This is a genomic window from Rhodococcus sp. NPDC057135 (genome assembly GCF_042670865.1).
GTDB lineage: Bacteria > Actinomycetota > Actinomycetes > Mycobacteriales > Mycobacteriaceae > Rhodococcus_F.
Window position 1 is genome coordinate 239373 of sequence record NZ_JBHUUU010000004.1, and the last position, 16550, is coordinate 255922.

A 16550-nucleotide genomic window follows, 5' to 3' on the forward strand; every position below is an offset into this window, starting at 1 on the left:
ATCTTTGGCAACCCTTCACGTTTCCGTCGAGCGGCAAATCGGCAGCATCCAGCTCGAAAAGACGAATCTAAAAAACAGATACAGGTTTCAGTTTTTCGGGTTATCGTCTTGCCTGTCACAAATCGGGCCTATCGAATTCATGGCCTGATTCAGACGCGCTGAGGGGTGCAACTGAGGTCACGACATCGACCCGACCCGCACGCAGGCGGAGGAAATGTACATACGCACGAGATCTCACCAGTGAGGAATCAATCAGTATGAAAATCAAGCAGATCGGACTCGGGGCCGCAGCACTGGCCTCAGTCGCCACCCTCGCATTCGCAGGGCCCGCATCCGCAGCAGCGGCAAACTCGGTACCCACAACCAACTACCAACTGTGCGGCAACGTCTATAAAGGGACCTGGAATTCGAACTCGGCTCCGCCCTCAGGCTCCGGCTCCACCGGAGTCGCGGGTGTCACGATCACCGGTAACTTGTATGACCCGACGTCGGCAACCCCGACCGTACCGGTCTTTACCGGCACATCCACGGCGACCGACGCCAACGGAAAGTACTGTGTCAATGCGAATTCGAGCTTGTCCGATGTCGTTGTCAACAACGGTGGATACGTCGAACTGACGCTCAACACTGCCACGCTACCAACTACGACTCCGCCGACAACCGTCACGAGCGCTAACCCCTGGTCCAATGCGGGCACCACCCACATCGGCACCTCGACCTTCCTTGCTCACAAGCACTTGATATGGCTGTCGGCATACAACTTCCATTTCACCGTCTCGTAAAGGACCTTTGAATGCTTGCAGTATTCGTCGCCCTGATGGGTGCTTTCATTTCCGGGGTAGCACCCGTGCTGGGCGGTTCGATCGACGGCCTGAACGCGATGTCGTCCAACAATTATTCGAGCGGAGCGCAGTGATGGGATCTATTGCCGAGGCCACGTCATCGTTGGGCCAGACGGTGACGCAGATGCTCCCTATGATGTTCGATCTTCTGATCCGGACCCCTCTGAACCTATCGTTCGGGTTCATCCCCCAGTGAAAGGAACAACCGCGCAATGTCTTTGCAGGCAGTAGTTCTCGACCTCCTTGCGGTGGTATTCGACTCATGGATGGGCTCGTTGGGGCCAATCGCTGAGTTGATCCCCGCGCTATCCTAAGAAAGGCTGAGGTGCAATACGATGTCGTCTGACTACTTTTCAAATGTAGCGGCGCTGATCGCCGGTCTCATCACCATCGGTTTGTTCGGCCTCAACACAGCATCCAGTGAAGGCGCCGGGTGGGGAAGTCTGGAGTCGGCAAGCGCCGACTGAAAACATGTTCTAACACCCTCAATATGGGTGTGGTCTGGCGGGCTGGTCTGGTGCGGAACGAAATTCGTTGGGCACCAGACCAGCCTTGGTCGGCCTTAATGCTGTTCAGTTGGCCTCGCGGTTCGACGGAGGTGTGCCCCATACCTGCGCGTGACCGGCAGGACCCGACTCAGATCCGCGTATGCGTCAAGATGTTGAGCGCCATGGGAACTGCCTCGATCGTGATGGGCAACGGCCCCACCCGATCGCCGTCCGCGTAAGCGATGATGCCTTCGGAGACCAACCGGACCTTCTTGGATCGGTACGTCTGCACCGCGTCGAGCGAGACGTGAGTTCCCTTGTACACCCGCGGAAACAGGCGCACCAGACGCAACCTCGAACCGTGCCCGACGACGGTCAGATCCAACAACCCGTCCGACTTCGACGCGCCTGGAGTGATGAGCATGCCGCCGCCGTACGAGCGGCCGTTGCCCACAGCCACGAGCGTCGCGTCCACCGTGATGACCTCGTCGTCGAGTTCGATCCGGTACGGCAACGGCTTCATCTTCGCCAACTCGGCGAGCATCGCCAGGTTGTAGCGCATCGGTCCCTTGGGCCAGGACATCCGATTGGCCCGCTCACTGACCAGCGAGTCGAAGCCGCTGGCGATGATGGTTCCCGACCAGACGACGGAACCGTCGGCCAGCGTGATCTTCGCCAGATCTGACTGCTGCACGACACCGTCTGCGATGACATCGGCTGCTGCTTCGGGATCGCCTGTGGGAATACCGAACTCACGGGCGTGATCGTTGCCGGTGCCTGCCGGAATGAGCCCGATGGGCGTCTCGGTCAACGCGGCAGCCTGCAGTCCGATACTGATGGCACCGTCGCCGCCGACAACCACGAGTGCGTCGGTACCGTCCTCGATCGCACGACGCGCCAACTTCTTGGCGTCGTCGGCGTCGGTTCCGATGATCTCGGTGACGGCAACTCCCCGAGCGCGCAGTCGCGCGACACCTTTGCGTCCTGCCGCGGGCGCGTGACCATGTCCCGCCATCGGATTGATCAGGACGGTAACCTTCTCGATCTGACTGCGGGTTTCGGTCACGGAATCAGCTTTCCAGGATTGAGGATGCCAGCAGGGTCCACTGCATTCTTCACTGCGCGAAGGATATTCGCGCCCAATTCACCGATCTCGTCCTTCATCCATGGGCGGTGATCGGCGCCGACAGCGTGGTGATGGGTGATCGTGCCACCGGCGGCGATGATCGCATCGCCAGCGGCAGTTTTCGCCTTGTGCCACTGAGCGATCGGATCCTCGGTCTGCGCGCTGACTACGGTGAAGTACAGCGAAGCACCGGTTTTGTAGGTGTGCGAAATGTGGCACATCACGAGCGGCTGAGTCCCCTGCTCGACGAGAGCCTTGGTCAGCGCCTCGGTGACCGAGGAGCGCAGGTTCGCGAGGTTACCCCAAGTGGTTGCTGTCTCGAGGGTTTCACACAGTGCGCCGACATCGAGCAGAGCGTCACGCAGATACGGCGCATCGAATCGCCCGTGTTCCCAGCTGTTTCCGGGCTCCTCGCCGAGCGACGTGCCGCCGTGAGCGGTGAGAATTGCTCGGGCCTCCGCCATCCGTTCAGCGGTGTGCGAAGCGGTGCCCTCGTAGGTGGTGATGCCGAGGCAACCACCGGTGAAGGCGTTCTCGCCGATCTTGTCGGTGGTCGCCAGATTCACGCCGCTCTCGGCCTCGTCGGACAACCGCAGCACGGTCGGAGCCGATCCTTCCTGGACAAGCTCACGCAATGCAGCTGCGCCGGTGGCGAAGTCGGGGAAGCTCCACCCTTCGCGCACCGTGGTCTCCGGCAGGCGGTGAACCCGCACACGCACGTGTGTGATGACGCCGAAGGTGCCCTCGGAGCCGACAAAGAGCTCACCCAGGTCGGGGCCGGCGGCGGATGCCGGCGCGCGCCCGGTCTCGACCACACCACTCGGGGTGACAACAGTGAGGCCCTGGACCATGTCCTCGAAGCGTCCGTATCCAGCCGACGCCTGCCCCGAAGACCGGGTAGCGGCAAATCCGCCCAGAGTGGCGAACAAGAAGCTCTGCGGGAAGTGCCCGACCGAGAAGCCGTGTTCACGCAGTAGCTCCTCGGCGCGTGGGCCGGTGGTTCCCCCGCCGAACGTCGCGATGCCCGACTCCTCGTCCAACCCGACGAGTTGATCGAACCGACGCAGGTCGAGAGAAAGAACTGCGTCGAACCCGTCGCGGATGGGATCGAGCCCGCCGACGACGCTGGTGCCGCCGCCGAACGGGACCACTGCGATCCGGTTGGCAGTGCAGTACCGGAGAAGCTGCTCGACCTCTGCGTCTGTCCCTGGGGTGACGACTGCGTCGGGGGCATCCTGCGGCTCGGCGCTACGACGGCGAAGCAGATCCGGGGTGCTCTTGCCACCGGCCCGAAGAATTCGATCGGAATCCTCGGTGCTGACGTACTCGGCCCCGACCAGCCCTGCCAGCGCTTCGACATGCGACTGAGCCATAGCGGACGGAGTCACCTGAACGTCTTCGATGGCGAGACGCGATCGAGTCGGTGCGGAGACACCGAGAAATCCGGTCAACAACGATGTGACTGCGTCCGACAGTTCACGCTTCTTGGCCGGATCGCCCCAGGCGTCCCACTGCATCGGCGGTTGCAAGGCAGACTTTTCGGTGCTCATAGACACTAGTGTTACATATTTGTGTGATGTGTAAACATCCCGGTTGATCGAGCTGTCGATCAACCCATCGTCTTGGAACCGTCGATGGCTTCGCGAAGCATGTCCGCGTGGCCCGCATGCTGGGCCGTCTCGGCGATGATGTGCAGCAACGCGCGTCGGGCTGACCAGCGAGCCCCCGCTTCGAACCACGGTGCCGACGGCAGTGGATGCGAGATGTCGAGGCTGTCCAGCGAGGCCACCAAGTCGTCGGTCCTGGCCGCGATCCCCTCGTATTCGGAAACGATGCTTGCCAAGGTTTCACCCTCGACCATGGCAAATTCGTTCGCCCGTTCCTGCTGCATCTCTTCCGACCACTGGGTGGGATCGAAGTCTCCGCCCAATCCGGCCGGCCCCTCCAGGATGAAGTCGACCCAACCCTTTTCTGACTGACCCACGTGCTTGACCAATCCGCCGAGGCACAGTTCGCTCACGGTCGGCCTCGAAGCAGCCTGTTCGTCGGTGAGGTCTTTGACGGTGAAGAGAAGGAATTCACGATGCTGTCGCAGGCTCTGGAGGAGATCCGCGCGCTCGCCGGTGACGGTGGTGGTCGGTGCGTTCATGATGTTTTCCTTCGCTAGTGGGTTCGTGCCCTGTGAGAACTACGTTAGAAGTTATTGCGGACAGAAACGGTCCTCAATAGAAAACGATCAAGAAAAAACTCCCGGCACCCACCGATGAAGGTGGATGCCGGGAGTTCGAGCCAGCTAGGACCAGATCAGACTGTGCGAGCCAAACGATCGGCCAGCAGACGCGTGAAGTGCGCCGGGTCGCTCAACTCGCCGCCCTCGGCAAGCAACGCCATGCCGTAGAGAAGCTGAGCGGTTTCCGTCAGGTTCTCTGCATTGTCGTTGGCGGCCTGCGCCTCCCGCAGACCCGAGACCAGCGGGTGTGCCGGGTTGAGCTCGAGGATGCGCTTGCTGTGCGGAACAGGCTGACCCGAAGCCTTGTACATCTTCTCGAGTGTCGGCGACATGCTGAACGCGTCGCCGACGATGCAGGCAGCCGACGTGGTCAGGCGCGTCGAGAGACGCGTTTCCTTGATGTCGTCGGACAGGGTTTCGGTCAGCCATGTCAGCAGCGCGCCGAATTCCTTTTCCTTCTCTTCGCGCTCGGCCTCGGCCGCCTTCTTCTCGTCCTCGGTGTCCAGGTCGACCTCGCCCTTGGCGATCGACTGGAAGGTCTTGCCGTCGAAGTCCGAGACAGCGTCGACCCACATCTCGTCCACGGGGTCGGTGAGTACGAGAACCTCGAGGCCCTTTGCCTTGAAAGCCTCCATGTGCGGGGAGCTTTCGATGAGGTGACGAGATTCGCCGGTCATAAAGTAGATCTGTTCCTGACCGTCCTTCATACGCTCCACGTACTCGGCGAGAGTGGTCACGCCCTCTTCGCTGTTGGTCGAGGCAAAGGACGAGACGTCGAGCAGCGTCTTGCGGTTGTCGGCATCGGCCATCAGGCCTTCCTTGAGCGCGCGTCCGAACTCGGTCCAGAAGGTCGAGTACTTCTCCGGCTCGTTCGCCTTCATGTCCTTGATGGTCGAGAGGACCTTCTTGGTCAGACGACGACGGATGGCGGCGATCTGCCGATCCTGCTGCAGAATTTCACGAGAGACGTTGAGCGAGAGGTCTTGTGCGTCGACCACACCCTTGACGAATCGCAGGTAATCGGGCACCAACTCTTCGCAGTCGTCCATGATGAAGACGCGCTTGACGTAGAGGTGGATGCCGGCCTTGCGCTCACGCATGAAGAGATCGAACGGCGCCGTCGACGGAATGAACAGCAGCGCTTGGTATTCGAAAGTACCTTCGGCCTTCATCGGGATGACCTCGAGAGGCTCGTCCCAGGCGTGGCTGACGTGCTTGTAGAACTCCTTGTACTCGTCCTCGGACACCTCGTCCTTGGAACGAGTCCACAGTGCCTTCATCGAGTTGATCGTCTCGGTCTCGATGGTGACCTCGGGCTCTTCGCCCTCGGCCGGCGTCGACGTACGAGCGACATCCATGCGGATCGGCCAAGCGATGAAGTCGGAGTACTTCTTGACCAGTTCCTTGATCTTCCATTCCGACGTGTAGTCGTGCAGGCCGTTCTCGGAATCCTCGGGCATCAGGTGCAGGGTCACGGAGCTACCCTGCGGTGCCTCGTTCACATGCTCGAGCGTGTACGTGCCTTCGCCGGTCGATTCCCAGCGCGTCGCGTGATCTTCACCGGCGCGGCGGGTCAGCAGCGTGACCTTGTCCGCGACCATGAACGTGGAGTAGAAGCCGATGCCGAACTGACCGATCAGTTCTTCGGATGCCGCTGCATCCTTGGCTTCCTTGAGCTTGCGACGGACCTCGGCGGTGCCGGACTTGGCGAGCGTGCCGATCAGGTCGACGACCTCGTCACGCGACATGCCGATGCCGTTGTCGCGGATGGTCAGGGTGCGTGCTGCCTTGTCGATGTCGATCTCGATATGCAGATCGGAGACGTCGACGTTGAGGTCTTTGTCCTGGTAAGACTCGAGGCGGAGCTTGTCCAGCGCGTCCGAAGCGTTGGAGATCAACTCACGAAGGAAGCTGTCCTTGTTCGTATAGATTGAATGAACCATCAGATCCAGCAGCTGACGTGTTTCTGCTTGGAACTCGAGCTGCTCGGTATGCGCGGTCACTTCGATCCCTTTCTCTTCTCGGACTGATCACAGGAATTTTACTTGACCTCGAATACCGGGGGTCGGCGCCCGCACGGACAACGGGAGGTCACCCGAACCTGTTCGTCCAGTTGGATTCGAGTCGCGGCGATCTCGGCCCTTTCGGCGGTGAGTTCGCCGGGTTTCTCACATCTTTCCCTGCAGGCGGGGTCACTGTGAACCGCTGGACTCAACTCACCCTGACACACAGAGCGTCGGCGCTAACAGAGTTCTAATCTCGCTCACGCACAGTGCCGGTATGACAAACGAACCGCGATCGACTCTGCGAGTCGCCATCGGAGCGGGTGGCACCGGTGGACATATTTATCCGGGACTCGCTGTAGCCGAGGCCTTGTGTCAGATGCCCGATGCCAATGTCGAGATCGACTTCTTCGGCGCGAAAGGCAGACTGGAAGAAAGAATTGTGCCCGCGGCCGGCTACCGACTGCACACAGCCGAGATCGAAGGCCTTACCGGTGTGCGCGGTAGCGCAAGAGCAGCGACACGACTCGCACGGTCCGGCATTCAGTGCGCCAGAACGATTCGTGAACTCGATATAGACGTCGTGTTCGGTACCGGCGGGTATCCCAGTCTGCCGATCGTGCTGGGTGCGCACCTCGCCGGAATACCGACACTGATCCACGAATCCAATGCCGTGGCAGGACGGGCAAACCGACTGTGCGCGAACTTGTCTTCCCGGGTCGCAGTAGCATTTGCCGAGGCTGCGCCGGCATTCAAGCGCAGTGAGGTTCGGGTAGTCGGAACCCCGCTGATGAGGGAGATCGCCGGCCTCGACAAACATGCGCTCCGTGATCAGGCACGTGCCAGTTTCGATGCGGCGGCAGGACAGGCCCTCGTCATCGTCTGCGGCGGCAGCCTCGGATCTCGCCGAATGACCGATACCGCACTGTCACTGGCGCGCGAGTGGCGCGGCCGCAACAACATCCGCCTGGTTGTGAAGGCTGGGCCCGAGTACTTCTCCGAGGCCTCCGCCGCTGTCGAAGACCTCGACAACGTGCTGGTGTTGCCGTACTTGGACCGGATGGATTTGGTATATGCGGGCGCCGACGTCTTTGTCGGGAGATCCGGAGCGATCACCGTCGCCGAGATTTCGCATGTAGAGGTGCCCAGCGTCCTCGTGCCTTACCCACACGCGATCGGTGACCATCAGCGACACAATGCTCGAGCTCTCGTAACTCGCGGCGGCGCCCGAATGCTGGGAGACGCGGATCTGACCACGGCAAACCTGGCGAGCGCGATTGACGACCTTCTCGGAGAATCCGCTGAACGTGCGACGGCGGCAACCGATCTCACTCCGGGACTGAACGATTCCGCACGAACAGTAGCGAACTGGCTACGGGAGCTCGCCACCCGCAAACACACGACGCCCGAAAACGTCAATACGAGTGAAGGAATCAAATGAGTGAAATGGTGCAAGTCAATGGATTCTGGTTCGGACGAAAGGTCTTGGTCACCGGCGGCGAAGGCTTCATCGGCAGCTCCCTGGTTGAGCAGTTACTCAGGCAAGGCGCGCACGTACGAGTTCTCGCGCACTACAAGCCCTACGCATCGGCCGGCTTTCTTTCGGATCACCTTCCCGATATCGAGATGATCTCAGGAGATGTCCGTGACAGCGGACAAGTCCTCGATGCGGCAGAGGGGATCGACACCATCTTCCACCTCGCGGCACTGATCGGAATCCCATACAGTTACCAGGCTCCGCAAACGTATCTGGAGACGAATGTCCTTGGTACCCAAAATATTGTGGATGCCGCGCGCCGTCACGGCGCGCGGAGGGTGGTGCATACGTCAACCAGCGAGGTCTACGGAACTGCTCGGGAAGTACCTATATCCGAAACTCACCCGTTGCAACCCCAATCTCCCTACTCCGCATCCAAGATTGCGGCGGACATGGTCGCGTTGTCCTATTTTCACTCCTTCGATACACCGGTTTCGATCTGCCGACCGTTCAACACGTTCGGCCCGCGGCAATCGACACGCGCCGTGATTCCTGCGATCCTGCACCAGTTGCATTCCGGTGCAGGCGAGATCGCTGTCGGCGCGCTGACCCCGACTCGGGACTTCACCTACGTCGACGATACTGCCCGGGGCTTCATGGAGATCGCGGAATCCGAGCGAACGCTCGGATTGACCTTGAATCTCGGTACCGGCCACGAGATTTCGATCCGCGACCTGATTGACATGCTGATCGAGATCACGGGGTCTTCCGCATCTGTCACAACCGAAGACTCACGTAACCGTCCAGCAGGCAGCGAGGTTCACCGCCTGGTGTCCGACAACAGTCGAGTGCGTGAGTTGACGGACTGGAGCCCACAGGTCTCCCTGAAAGCAGGACTCACGCGCACCTCGGAGTGGATCAAAGCTCATCCGATCACCGATCCTCGCCGCTACCGTGTGTGATGCGAGACGTCGCACGGGTTGTATCCGTATCGGACTCACGTCAGGCACGATAAGAAGATGATCCTAGTCGTCGATGATGATCCGTCGGTCCGCGAAGCGGTAGTGACAACTCTCGAATCCGACGGGTACGAGGTGCAGGCGGTTTCCGACGGTTCGAGCGCTCTGGCCGCGGTCTCCGAGCATTCGTTCGATGCGATGGTGCTCGACGTCATGATGCCGGGAATCGACGGTCTCGCCGTATGTCGAATCTTGCGTGAGCAGGGCAATCGAATCCCCATCCTGGTTCTGACGGCACGCTCGGAGGTAGGCGATCGGATTGCGGGGCTCGATGCGGGGGCAGACGACTACCTGCCGAAGCCCTTTGACATCGACGAACTCGGCGCGCGGGTACGTGCCCTGCTGCGGCGGGCAGCGCCACCGGAACCCGAGGTGCAGTTCGGGGATCTTTCTCTCGACCCGCAGACACGGCGCGGCGTCAGATCCGGCCGGAGCATGGATTTCACTGCAACCGAGTTTGCACTGCTGGAACTACTCATCGCGAACTCCGGCCAGACGCTCACCCGTGAGGTGATCAGCGATCGGGTGTGGGGTCAAGATTTCGGGCCTCAGTCGAATTCCATTGCCGTATATATTAATTACCTACGCACGAAACTAGAGGCGGGCGGCGAGTCACGCATTATTCATACGGTTCGTGGGATCGGATACCGGCTGGAGTTGCCGTGACGCGTACGCGATTGGCCATCCGAACGAGAATGGCCATCACCACGTCGATTGCCGTGGCCGCGGTAGTGCTGCTTTGCGCGGTGGGGGCGTACTGGATCTCGTCACGGGAGGTGTACCGAAGCCTCGACATCGGTCTCATTCGGGAAGCGACGGCGATCCAATTACGGATCGCCGGTGGCCAGGAGTTGGGCAGTGGCGCCGAGTGCGCCTATCTTTCCTCGCCGGCTTGCTTCGAGGTCCTCGATGCGACAGGCGAACCGAGTGCCACAGACGAACCCGCCACTATCCTGCCGAAGCTCCCTGCCCTCGATGCCGTCCTCGACGGCGAGTCAGGGCCTTTCCTCGCGAACATCGACCTCGCGGGTCTACCCGGACGGATGTATGTGACACCGCTCGAGGACGGTGGTGCGCTCCTTGTCGGAGTCCGTGCCGATCAGCAACACCGGGCGCTCGATCGGATTGCATGGTTGTTAGCGCTGTTGTGCGGTATCGGCATCATCATCAGCGCTATCCTCGGCTACGCAGTCGCCCGCTACACGCTGCGTCCCGTTGCCAGACTGTCCCGCGAGGCCGAAACTGTTGCAAAGGAACGGGATCCGAGCCGAAAGATCACAGTCGAGGGATCGGACGAGCTTGCCAGGCTCGGGGAATCGATCAACACCATGCTTGGTGCACTCGATGACTCCGTCCAATCGCAGAAACGGTTGGTCTCCGACGCCTCGCACGAGCTGCGGACGCCACTGACGGGGATCATCGCGAACGCGGAACTTCTGGCCCGAAGCGACACGCTGACAGACCAACAGCAGAAGAGGGTACGGGCTGCGCTCGCTCGCAGTACTGCAGATATGCGAAGGTTGATCGACGACATCGTAGATATCGCACGGGGTACCGAGCCGGATATCGAGAGGGAGGATGTCGCGTTCGAGCGCGTCGTCGAGCAGGTAGTCGAGGCGGCACGTGCTCATTGGCCGAAGATTGATTTCCACTGCACGACGAATCCGTACACGGTAGGCGGTAACGATGTGCGGCTCGCGAAGATGGTGTCGAATCTGGTTGACAACGCGGCAAAATTCACTCCGCCGGGTGGGACGGTGAACGTGAGCCTGACAGGCGGTGTTCTCACCGTTTCGGACAACGGACCCGGCATAGACGAAGCGGATTTGCCTCGGATCTTCGAACGCTTCTATCGGTCACCCCGTAGTCGGGGCACCTCCGGCTCCGGACTGGGACTGGCTATGGCCCAACAGATCGCGCATGCCCACGGCGCCTCGATCAGCGTGGGCAACAACCCCGACGGTGGAGCGGTGTTCACCGTGCGCCTGCCGGCCCGGGAGTAAGTCACTCTGATCTTGTTCTAATGTTCGGCGCTTACTTTTCGAACTATGAGAACACAGGCATTGACTTCTATCGCTGTGGGCACCGTGTTGGTCGCGCTTGCCTCCACGGGGTGTACCGCGAGTGCGGCGGACCCCGCGGTGCGGGTGGATGGAAGCACCATCACGGTGCAGATCGAGGGCGGCGAGGCCAGGATCGATGTGAACGACCTACGCGTGGACAGCGACGTCGAACTGTCAGCCGCCGCTGCGACAGGCCTCGGAGTTCCCGGCCAGGTGTCAGTCGAGAACGACAGTGCCCGTTGGTCATACCCCGACCGCGGCCTCGACGTGACGGCGGTTGCTCAGGCCGGCCGCCTGGTGATCGACCTGACCAGTTCGCGAGATCAACTCGTGTCGTGGCCGGTCACCGGGGCCGGTGCACGAGATCTGCAACTGCCCCAAGGCGAAGGGCTGAGTATCCCGGTCGACGACGCATTCTGGAACAACCCCGATATCGGATTGGTCGGGGACGAGGGGCAACGATTGCAGGACCTGACGATGCCGTTCTGGGGGTTCAGCGCGGGCGCTGTAGGGGCGAGCTATCTGGTGCCGACCGACTTGGGTACCTCCCTGAACTTCGCCTCGGTTGAAGGCCGCCTGCGCAGCACTGCAACACACGAGTTCAGCCAGGAAAAGGGCACCGGCACCTACACGGTTGCCCTGTCAGTCACCGACGGGTCCCCGATTGCCCCTGCACTGGATTACCGCAGTCTGCTCGGGGAACAGGGCGGACTGCGCACACTGCAGCAGAAGATCGCGGAGAACCCGGACACTGCCAAGCTGATCGGTGCCTTTCACGCCTATCTGTGGGGAGATGCGCGTACTCCCGAAGCGATACGCCAACTCCATGACCTCGGCATCACCAAGATGTGGCTCGGCTACGACTCCGACGATCAGCCGATGACCCGCGAGGCCGTCGAAACTGCCACGAACTACGGCTTTCTCGTCGGGCCGTACGACACCTTCGCCAACGCGCAGGACCCGTCCGGCGAGGTCGACAATCCCTCGTCTTCGTGGCCCGACGGGATTTGGCCCGACGCCTGCGTCGTCGGCAAAAGTGGTGACCTTGAAGGCGGATTCAGCGGCCGTGGCTGTTACCTGAGCTCCGAGGCATTGGCTGCCGACCCGGAGCTTGTTGCCTCTCGCGTCGCCGCAAAGGTGGGTAACGGCGTGAACAGCTACTTCCTGGACGTCGATGCGACAGGCGAGGTATTCGACGACTACAACCCGGACCACCGGATGACCCAGTCCAAGGACCGGCAGAACCGCATCGACCGCATGAAGGTGATCGGCAAGGATCTGGTGCTGGGATCCGAGACAGCCGGGTCGTGGGCCAACAGCGTTGTGTCCTTCAGTCACGGATCGAGCACGCCGGTGATGAACGGCCTCTGGAAAGCGGAACGAGACAAGGCGAACTGGGGTGCGTACTGGGGGAAGAACGGTCCGGCTTTCTTCTTCAAGCCCGTCGCGCTTTCAGCAGAACTGAAAACCGGCATGTTCGATCCGAAATACCGTGTGCCGCTGTACGAGACGGTGCTGCACGATTCGGTAGTCAGCACGGATCGATGGGAGTTGTCCTTCAACAAGCTGCCGGCCGAGCAAACCGATCGCGCGTTGTTGGCAATGCTGTACAACACGCCACTGAACTACACCCTGAACGCGCAAACCATCGCGGAGGAAGGTCCGAGGATGGCGACCATGCAGAAGTTCTTCGCCACCCTGCAAGAAGCGGCTGGAACTGAGCCCATGACGGACTTTCAATGGTTGTCGGATGACAGAATGGTGCAGCAAACCGTCTTCGGCGAAGGAAAGCTGTTGGTGACAGCCAACTTTGACGACAGCACTTTCCATGACCCCGACGTCGGCGATATCGGCCCGGGCTGCGTCAGTGCATCCATCGACGCCGCGAGCACGACGCTGTGCCCGTGACCGAATCCTCCCCGATGACGCCCGCCGTACGCAACAGACCACGGTGGACAGTGATTGTCGTCGGCATGTCATTCGCCGCGGGTGCGGCGGCCGTATTCCTTCTGATTGTTGGTACCGCCGGCGGTCAACGACTCGACCGGCAAGTATTTCAGGCTGCGAAGTCGGCGCAGGACGGCATACCGGTGCCCGACGTCCTGCGGCTGGACATCATGACCAATCCGCTCATGTGGATCTCTGTCGCAGCCGCGATCCTGTTGACAGGAAATGTGGTTCGTCAGCCGCTCTTTACTGCGGCGACGCTTGCAGTTCCCGTCATGTGCATAGTGGCGGCGAGAACGCTTCGCCTCGAAGTTCTCGAGCGGCCTCAACTCGATCAGGATGTCCCCTGGCCGACGGCGAACACGTTTCCGAGCGGTCATGTCGCCGGTGCAATGGGTATTGCCCTCAGCCTGCTCCTGGTCGCACCGTCGTGGATGCGTCTGGTCGGAGTCGTGCCCTGCGCGGCGTGGGTGGCGCTGGTCAGCCGCGACATCATGGGCGAGGGATGGCACCGCCTCAGCGATGTTGCGGGATCCGTATTGCTCGCAGCCGCAATCGTCAGCCTCTTCGCAGCCGTCTTCGTAACGGGTGGTCGCCGAATACGGGGGGTCACGTTGGTGTCCACGCTGGTGGGCGGGCCGGTAGCGACGACGGTGATCGTTCTGGCCCTCGATTCACGACCATACGGTGTGCTCACCGGTGTACTCGCGACAACGGTGGCGGTTCCAATGACTGTCTTCGTCGGTGCGATATCACAAACTCCGAACTGCTCGCGTGACAGAGAGCACCGGACAAGCCGATTTCGAGTCTTCCACGCCCATTGCTTAGAGTTGTCAGCCAGGGCGACAACACACGTCGGATCAAAGATCACCACAATCAGATCGCCGAACCGTAAGAAGTGCGGCAACGAGGTTCACATCGAATGTCGAAGAAACGACACAGAACAATGACGAACAGACGGTCTGGATCCCTTCTCGTATGCGCAGCAGCAACGACAATGGCGGCAGTCTTCACTGCCGGGTGCAGTCAACACGACCCCACGTCCGCCCCTCCCCCGACCGTGACGGCCCCACAACTGATTACCCCGCACCCGAAAATCACGCCAGTGCCAGTGGATGCCCCCTCACCCAGCCCTGAAATACTCGCGGCAGTGCTCCAACCCGCACTCGACAACCCCGACCTCGGAAGTTTGACAGGTCACGTCACCGACGCCCAGACCGGCGCAACTCTGTGGCAACAACAGACCGACACCCCGCAAGTGCCTGGTTCCATAGTCAAAGTTCTCACGACCGCCGCCGCACTACTGACACTGCCGGCCGATCACCGAACCACAACAACGGTCGTCCAAGGCGCCACCCCCGGCCAACTGGTGCTCGTCGGCGGCGGCGACCCGACACTGACCGCGAAACCTACCGGCACGCAAGGCTATTACACCGACGCACCGCATCTCGACGACCTGATCAGCCAGATCCACCGTTCCGGTATACACGTCAGCAGCCTCATGGTGGACAACACAATATTTCCGGGCCCGACAATCGCCCCCGGATGGGACACCGCCGACATCGCCGGCGGCAGTATCGCCCCCATCGAATCGGTCATGCTCGACGGCGGCCGCACAGACCCCTTGGCGGACTACTCCCCGCGCACCCACACCCCCGCACTGGACACCGGCCGAGCCCTCGCCGAACAACTCGGACTGGACCCGGCATCGGTCACCGAAGGCATCACACCTTCGACTGCCACACCAGCAACTCCCGTAGTGGCCTCGGTTCAATCTGCTCCGCTGAGCACACGCTTGCGCGACCTGATGGTGCACTCCGACGACGTACTCGCCGAGACCGTGGGGTTCGAAATTGCACTCGCCCGAGGGTTACCCGCAACTTTCGACGGAGCAGTCGACGCCATCACTCACACACTGCAAGCGAGCGGATTCGACACCACCGGAGCACAATTGCGAGATGCAAGCGGATTATCGACCGACGACCGCATCTCGGCACACCTCATCGATCAGGTGCTCACCGCGGCAGCAGGGCCCGACACCCCGGAACTTCGCCCACTGCTCGACACACTCCCCGTCGCCGGAGCGACAGGCACCTTGATGGATCGATTCAACCCGCCCTCCCCGGCGGCCGGGTGGGTGCGCGCGAAAACTGGCTCCCTCTCCGGTGTCAGTTCACTGGCAGGTATCGTCGTCGACAACGACCGGCGAGTCCTGACATTCACGCTCATGTCCAACGGCACCGCACCCGAGGCAGCAAGACCCGCCCTCGACGCCGTAGCAACGGCGCTACGCGGTTGCGGGTGCCGATAAACCCCGAGACCTCGGGATCGTTCATACAACGTGCGGCAAGACGCATGCCCACTCAGCTCACATCGTGGCGACGACGTTGTTGATCTACGACGTCAGGTGAGCGCTGAGACGACGAGACGTGTGGCGTCGGCGATGATCGCTTTGTCCGCGGCGTCGTCTCTATCCGACCGTGTCGTCAGGATAGAAATCGTCACCGCATCCGAAGTATCCGTCCACGCGACACCGACATCGTTGCTGGTTCCGTAGTCGCCGCTGCCAGTCTTGTCGGCGACCGTCCACCCTTGTGGAACACCGGCCCGTATCTGCTCCGCACCAGTGGTATTGCCTCGAAGCCAATCCGCTAGCACCTCACGCTTGTCCGGCGTCAGCGCATCGCCGAGGAGAAGACGCTCATAGTCCGTACCAATCGCCCGCGGCGACGTCGTGTCACGATCATCGCCTGGAATGGCGGTATTGAGCTCGGGTTCGATCCGATCCAGCCGAGTCACATCATCACCGATACTGCGTAGATACGCATTGACGGTGGAAGGTCCGCCAAGCATCTGCAGCAGGAGGTTGGCGGCGGTATTGTCACTGTATTGCACTGCTGCGGAGCATAATTCACCAACCGTCATCCCGGTATCGAGCTTTTGCTCCGCGATCGGGGCGTACGACTGCAGATCAGCGGCAGTGTAGTGGACTACTGTATCGAGATAACTCAATGGATACTTACCCAATACAGCTGCGACAGCGAGGGTTTTGAATGTAGAGCAGAACGCGAACCGCTCGTCGGCGCGATACTCCACCACCCTCCCGGTGTTCGAACTACTCGCATACACACCCAGCCTCGCATCGTATCGGCCTTCGAGTTCGACCAGAAGATCACTCGGATCTCCCCCGCCAACTTTCGACGGCCCGGCATCTGCAATCTGATTACTCTTCGCCGAACATCCCACGACCGGAATCAACACCGCCGCAACCAAAAACGCACGTCGCGTGACTGCCCCACCCTCAACCATCACTGCCGACAACCCTTCACAAACAAACTGGTGGAAACCCAAAATC

At 61.1% G+C, this 16550-nt stretch carries 15 protein-coding genes; 10 read left to right on the top strand and 5 right to left on the bottom strand.

Annotated features, from left to right (window positions below; translation table 11 throughout):
- Window positions 1–257: 257 nt before the first annotated feature.
- The 3 genes from ACFT1A_RS09255 to ACFT1A_RS09265 all read left to right on the top strand — a co-directional run bounded on the left by ACFT1A_RS09255 (window position 258) and on the right by ACFT1A_RS09265 (window position 1309).
- Window positions 258–782, top strand: coding sequence for a hypothetical protein (locus ACFT1A_RS09255; RefSeq protein ID WP_133727071.1), 525 nt, complete (start codon window positions 258–260; stop codon window positions 780–782).
- Window positions 783–793: 11 nt separating this feature from the next.
- Window positions 794–916 carry a hypothetical protein gene (locus ACFT1A_RS09260; RefSeq protein WP_256063008.1) on the top strand — a complete coding sequence of 41 codons (123 nt, stop codon included), beginning with the start codon at window positions 794–796 and terminating at the stop codon, window positions 914–916.
- Between the two features lie 261 nt (window positions 917–1177).
- Window positions 1178–1309 (top strand): hypothetical protein, encoded by a 132-nt coding sequence (locus tag ACFT1A_RS09265; RefSeq protein ID WP_256063007.1) that lies wholly within the window; start codon window positions 1178–1180, stop codon window positions 1307–1309.
- A 169-nt stretch (window positions 1310–1478) separates the two neighbouring features.
- Here the strand turns inward: ACFT1A_RS09265 and ACFT1A_RS09270 are convergent, their stop codons facing one another.
- The 4 genes from ACFT1A_RS09270 to htpG all read right to left on the bottom strand — a co-directional run bounded on the left by ACFT1A_RS09270 (window position 1479) and on the right by htpG (window position 6689).
- The gene (locus ACFT1A_RS09270) at window positions 1479–2396 is read right to left on the bottom strand and encodes a diacylglycerol kinase (protein WP_192712221.1); all 918 of its coding nucleotides are present in this window, start codon (window positions 2394–2396) and stop codon (window positions 1479–1481) included.
- Window positions 2393–3973 (bottom strand): FAD-binding oxidoreductase, encoded by a 1581-nt coding sequence (locus ACFT1A_RS09275; RefSeq protein WP_378446964.1) that lies wholly within the window; start codon window positions 3971–3973, stop codon window positions 2393–2395. Before ACFT1A_RS09275 ends, ACFT1A_RS09270 begins: the two co-directional genes overlap by 4 nt.
- A 92-nt stretch (window positions 3974–4065) precedes the next feature.
- Window positions 4066–4605 (bottom strand): DinB family protein, encoded by a 540-nt coding sequence (locus ACFT1A_RS09280; RefSeq protein WP_378446721.1) that lies wholly within the window; start codon window positions 4603–4605, stop codon window positions 4066–4068.
- Between the two features lie 155 nt (window positions 4606–4760).
- A complete protein-coding gene (gene htpG / locus ACFT1A_RS09285) occupies window positions 4761–6689 on the bottom strand; it encodes a molecular chaperone HtpG (RefSeq protein WP_378446722.1) in 1929 nt (642 codons plus the stop codon).
- A 277-nt stretch (window positions 6690–6966) separates the two neighbouring features.
- Between htpG and ACFT1A_RS09290 the strand changes: the two genes are divergently transcribed.
- Genes ACFT1A_RS09290 through dacB form a run of 7 tightly spaced genes read left to right on the top strand, consistent with a single transcriptional unit; the run spans window position 6967 to window position 15506 of the window.
- Window positions 6967–8130, top strand: coding sequence for a glycosyltransferase (locus tag ACFT1A_RS09290; protein ID WP_378446723.1), 1164 nt, complete (start codon window positions 6967–6969; stop codon window positions 8128–8130).
- Window positions 8127–9128: a GDP-mannose 4,6-dehydratase gene (locus ACFT1A_RS09295; protein ID WP_378446724.1), complete on the top strand. Its 1002-nt coding sequence runs from the start codon at window positions 8127–8129 to the stop codon at window positions 9126–9128. Before ACFT1A_RS09290 ends, ACFT1A_RS09295 begins: the two co-directional genes overlap by 4 nt.
- Window positions 9129–9185: 57 nt before the next feature.
- A complete protein-coding gene (locus ACFT1A_RS09300; RefSeq protein ID WP_133727074.1) occupies window positions 9186–9851 on the top strand; it encodes a response regulator transcription factor in 666 nt (221 codons plus the stop codon).
- Window positions 9848–11188 carry an ATP-binding protein gene (locus ACFT1A_RS09305; RefSeq protein WP_378446725.1) on the top strand — a complete coding sequence of 447 codons (1341 nt, stop codon included), beginning with the start codon at window positions 9848–9850 and terminating at the stop codon, window positions 11186–11188. Before ACFT1A_RS09300 ends, ACFT1A_RS09305 begins: the two co-directional genes overlap by 4 nt.
- Window positions 11189–11233: 45 nt before the next feature.
- A complete protein-coding gene (locus ACFT1A_RS09310) occupies window positions 11234–13156 on the top strand; it encodes a glycoside hydrolase (RefSeq protein WP_378446726.1) in 1923 nt (640 codons plus the stop codon).
- Entirely contained in the window at window positions 13153–14145 is a 993-nt protein-coding gene (locus tag ACFT1A_RS09315; RefSeq protein WP_378446727.1) for a phosphatase PAP2 family protein, read from the top strand. The genes ACFT1A_RS09310 and ACFT1A_RS09315 overlap by 4 nt, the downstream gene beginning before the upstream one ends.
- Window positions 14118–15506 (top strand): D-alanyl-D-alanine carboxypeptidase/D-alanyl-D-alanine-endopeptidase, encoded by a 1389-nt coding sequence (dacB, locus tag ACFT1A_RS09320; protein WP_378446728.1) that lies wholly within the window; start codon window positions 14118–14120, stop codon window positions 15504–15506. Before ACFT1A_RS09315 ends, dacB begins: the two co-directional genes overlap by 28 nt.
- Window positions 15507–15598: 92 nt before the next feature.
- Here the strand turns inward: dacB and bla are convergent, their stop codons facing one another.
- Window positions 15599–16504, bottom strand: coding sequence for a class A beta-lactamase (bla, locus tag ACFT1A_RS09325; RefSeq protein ID WP_378446729.1), 906 nt, complete (start codon window positions 16502–16504; stop codon window positions 15599–15601).
- Between the last annotated feature and the right edge of the window lie 46 nt (window positions 16505–16550).

Coding starts and splice junctions, on each gene's coding strand:
- ACFT1A_RS09300 (WP_133727074.1), top strand. CDS start 9,186: ATGATCCTAGTCGTCGATGATGATCCGTCGGTCCGCGAAGCGGTAGTG.
- ACFT1A_RS09280 (WP_378446721.1), bottom strand. CDS start 4,605: ATGAACGCACCGACCACCACCGTCACCGGCGAGCGCGCGGATCTCCTC.
- ACFT1A_RS09275 (WP_378446964.1), bottom strand. CDS start 3,973: ATGCAGTGGGACGCCTGGGGCGATCCGGCCAAGAAGCGTGAACTGTCG.
- ACFT1A_RS09310 (WP_378446726.1), top strand. CDS start 11,234: ATGAGAACACAGGCATTGACTTCTATCGCTGTGGGCACCGTGTTGGTC.
- bla (WP_378446729.1), bottom strand. CDS start 16,504: ATGGTTGAGGGTGGGGCAGTCACGCGACGTGCGTTTTTGGTTGCGGCG.
- ACFT1A_RS09255 (WP_133727071.1), top strand. CDS start 258: ATGAAAATCAAGCAGATCGGACTCGGGGCCGCAGCACTGGCCTCAGTC.
- ACFT1A_RS09265 (WP_256063007.1), top strand. CDS start 1,178: ATGTCGTCTGACTACTTTTCAAATGTAGCGGCGCTGATCGCCGGTCTC.
- ACFT1A_RS09295 (WP_378446724.1), top strand. CDS start 8,127: ATGAGTGAAATGGTGCAAGTCAATGGATTCTGGTTCGGACGAAAGGTC.
- ACFT1A_RS09290 (WP_378446723.1), top strand. CDS start 6,967: ATGACAAACGAACCGCGATCGACTCTGCGAGTCGCCATCGGAGCGGGT.
- dacB (WP_378446728.1), top strand. CDS start 14,118: ATGTCGAAGAAACGACACAGAACAATGACGAACAGACGGTCTGGATCC.
- ACFT1A_RS09260 (WP_256063008.1), top strand. CDS start 794: ATGCTTGCAGTATTCGTCGCCCTGATGGGTGCTTTCATTTCCGGGGTA.